The sequence below is a fragment of the Neochlamydia sp. TUME1 genome (genome assembly GCF_000813645.1).
Lineage (GTDB): Bacteria > Chlamydiota > Chlamydiia > Chlamydiales > Parachlamydiaceae > Neochlamydia.
Window position 1 is genome coordinate 1 of sequence record NZ_JRXI01000146.1, and the last position, 3,319, is coordinate 3,319.

The 3,319-nt window shown below is 39.0% G+C and carries 3 protein-coding genes; all 3 read right to left on the minus strand.

Annotated features, from left to right (window positions below; translation table 11 throughout):
• A partial coding sequence (locus DB41_RS07315; protein ID WP_039386006.1) for a hypothetical protein occupies window positions 1–707 on the minus strand: 707 nt, incomplete at its 3' end.
• Between the two features lie 177 nt (window positions 708–884).
• Window positions 885–2,432, minus strand: a complete 1,548-nt coding sequence (locus DB41_RS07320; RefSeq protein WP_052243995.1) for a leucine-rich repeat domain-containing protein — start codon at window positions 2,430–2,432, stop codon at window positions 885–887.
• A gap of 285 nt (window positions 2,433–2,717) precedes the next feature.
• Window positions 2,718–2,921: a hypothetical protein gene (locus DB41_RS07325; RefSeq protein WP_052243996.1), complete on the minus strand. Its 204-nt coding sequence runs from the start codon at window positions 2,919–2,921 to the stop codon at window positions 2,718–2,720.
• Window positions 2,922–3,319 lie beyond the last annotated feature (398 nt).

The window sequence follows — 3,319 nt, forward strand, 5'->3', positions numbered from 1 at the left end:
GTGGGTAAATAAATCAAGCCTGCTTTAGATAAATTTAGAAAAGTTAAGTCTTTACAATTTTCTTCAATCCAATCTCTAAGAAGCTCTCCTTTTTTCTCTAGAGGCAAGTGCTTGATTTCTTCTCCGCTCAAGTATTCTTCCCCACTAGGAAGTTTTTTCCAAAGCAAAAGGCGATTAATGTTTAAAAGATAAGAAGCGTAATTAGCCAGCCTTAAGCCTCTTTTTTCTTCTGTTTTCTCTTTAAATTCTACTAGAGGCAAGTGCTTAATTTCTTCTCGGCTTAAGTATTTTTCCCTACCAGGAAGCTTTTTCCAAAGCAAAAAGCGATTAATATTTAAGAGATAAGAAGCGTAATTAGCCAGCCTTAAGCCTCTTTTTTCTTCTGTTTTCTCTTTAGATTCTAAAGTTGAAAAAGACTTGGCTAAAGTAAAGATTTGCTTAAAGATTGCATTTACCTTTGCTGCTTCAGAAAGCTTTTCTTCTAGCTTATAAATCCTATCTACAATAAGAGCCTGCTCCTTAACATTTCCTTGAGGAACATGCACTTTACCTATTTGCTTATAAAGAGAAGGCATCACTTCAGAAGCCAGCAGATGATGCCATCTTTTACAGACGCCAAATAAGGAAGGAACTACGCAAGCCTCTAAGATAGGGAGTAGCAATTCATTGGGCAAGCTTTCAATAGAGGCTGAAGAGATAGGATGCATTATATTTCCTTGGGTAGTGATGACTTTTCAGCATTTTTATTTTTAAAGGCAATGTAAAAAACCATTAAAAATTCTTTCTATCTTTTAGCAAAGTGATTCTTCCCCGCTTCGGATGCTATAGGAAGATTATCTATATTCTCAATATCTTCCAAATCCATCCATTACCAACTTTTTCAGTTATAGCCTAAAACGTTCTTTTATTTCATTAGGAATACTTTTCAGTGGATTTCCACCTAGATCAAGATCTAACTCGTGCGACAGATGGCCTATCTCTGCCGGAAGAGTGGTAAGCTGGTTGCTATTTAATTCAAATCCTCTCAGCTGCACTAGCTGCCCTATTTCTGCCGGAAGAGTGGTAAGTCGGTTGTTATTTAAGAAAAGCCCTTCCAGCTGCAATAGCTGCCCTATCTCGGCAGGAAGAGTGGTGAGTTGGTTGCTTTCTAGGTTAAGTCCTTGCAACTTTGATAGCTGCCCTATCTGTGAAAGAAGAGTGGTAATTTTGTTGTTGCTTAAATCTAATCCTAGCAGCTGAGATAGCTTCCCTATCTCAGTAGGAAGGGAGGTGAGCTGGTTGTTATTTAATTGAAGCTCTTGGAGCTCTGATATCTGCCCTATCTCTGCTGGAAGAGTTTTTAGCTGGTTGTTATTTAAGTAAAACTCTTTCAGCTGCACCAGCTGTCCTATCTCGGCGGGAAGAGTGGTGAGCTGGTTGTCTGTTAAGTTAAGCCATTTCAGCTGAGATAACTGCCCTATCTGCAAAGGAAGAGTGGTGAGCTGGTTATTTTTTAAGCTAAGCTCCTTGAGCTTTGATAGCCGCCCTATTTCTGCCGGAAGAGTTGTAAGCTGGTTGTTATCTAAGTTAAGCACCTCGAGCTTTGATAGCTGCCCTATCTGTGCCGGAAGAGTGGTAAGCTGGTTGTTATCTAATCTAAGCACCTCGAGCTTTGATAGCTGCCCTATCTGTGCCGGAAGAGTGGTAAGCTGGTTGTTACCTAAGGTAAGTAATCCCAGCTGCACTAGCTGCCCTATCTCAGCAGGAAGGGAGGTAAGTTGGTTGTCATGTAAGAAAAGCTCTTGCAGCTGCAATAACTGCCCTATCTCTGCCGGAAGAGTGGTAAGCTGATTTCTATCTAAAAAAAGTTCTTCCAGTTGCAATAGCTGCCCTATCTCTGCGGGTAATAAGGTTAAGCCAATTTTTACTAAATGCAATTTCGTAATATTTTTGCTATAATTTTTAACCCATTCCTTAAAAAGCTTGCCTTTTTCTTCTAAAGGTAAAGCTTTGATTTCTTCTCTTCCTAAATATTCTTCTCCTCTGCCAAGTTTTTTCCACATTAAGAAACGGTTAATATTTACAAGATAAGAGCAGTAATTAGTGAGGGTAAAATATCTTTTTTCCTCGGTTTTCCACTTAAATTCTAAAGGAGAAATAGATCTAGCTTGTGTAAAGATTTGCTTGAAGATTGCATAGACCTTTGCTGTTGCCGGAATCATAGCTGGTAGCATATAAAGCTTATCTAAAATCAGAATCTGTTCGTTAATCTCTCTATGAGGGGCATGCATCTTACCTATTTGCTTATAAAGGGAAGGCATGACTTCCGTAGCCAGCAAATGTCGCCATTTTGTACAAACGCTAGATACAAAAGGGGTGGCACAAGGCTTTAAAATAGAAAATAATATCTCATTAGGCAATTGTTCTAGGGTGATGGAAGAGATAGGATTCATGGTATAGCCTCCTTTAAACTTTAAGCTTATTTTTAGTTACTTTTTAGAGGCATTTATATACATGAAAAAAGCAAAATAGGCCAATAAAATTTAACAGCAGCTTAGTGACATGCTTAGGCAAGCTAGCAATATAAAAAAACCCTTAAAAATTCTTTCTATCTTTTAGCAGAGTGAGTCTTCCCCGCTTCGGATGCTATAGGAAGGTTATCTATATTCTCGACATCTTACAAATGCATCCATTTATTTCTCTAGTACCTTAGGTGCTGCAGATACCAACTTTTTCAGTTATAGCCTAAAACATTGCTTTATTTCATTAGGAATACTTCTCAGTAGATTTCCACCTAGATCAAGATCTAACTCGTGCGACAGATGCCCTATCTCTGCCGGAAGAGTGGTAAGTTTGTTGTTATTTAAGAAAAGCCCTTCCAGCTGCACTAGCTGCCCTATCTCTGTGGATAATAAGGTTAAGCCAATTTTTACTAAATGCAATTTCGTAATATCTTTGCTATAATTTTTAACCCACTCCTTAAAAAGCTTGCCTTTTTCTTCTAAAGGATCGGGTCGCCCAAGGGAACTTCCCCCTTAGGCTCCCACAGACACGTACGTGAAACTCTCGCTTCATACGGCTCCTATTGTTCTCCAAGCTTTCCAGCCTTTTCTCCACCCCATAAGTTCCTCGTATTTCTACTTGACTTATTGAGTTGGATTGAACAATTCAACCCCTTCGCTCCCTCTTCATTACAAAGACTTCCTCACTACTACGAGTTGATCTGCCCCTCATACATGCTTCGATATTTCCCACTTTGTGTTCTTCACTTATATGGTTTTCTCTTAACATCATCTATGAGGTTCCCACGTTCCATACAAAAGCCTAGACTAAGTTCACG

Coding starts and splice junctions, on each gene's coding strand:
- DB41_RS07320 (WP_052243995.1), bottom strand. CDS start 2,432: ATGAATCCTATCTCTTCCATCACCCTAGAACAATTGCCTAATGAGATA.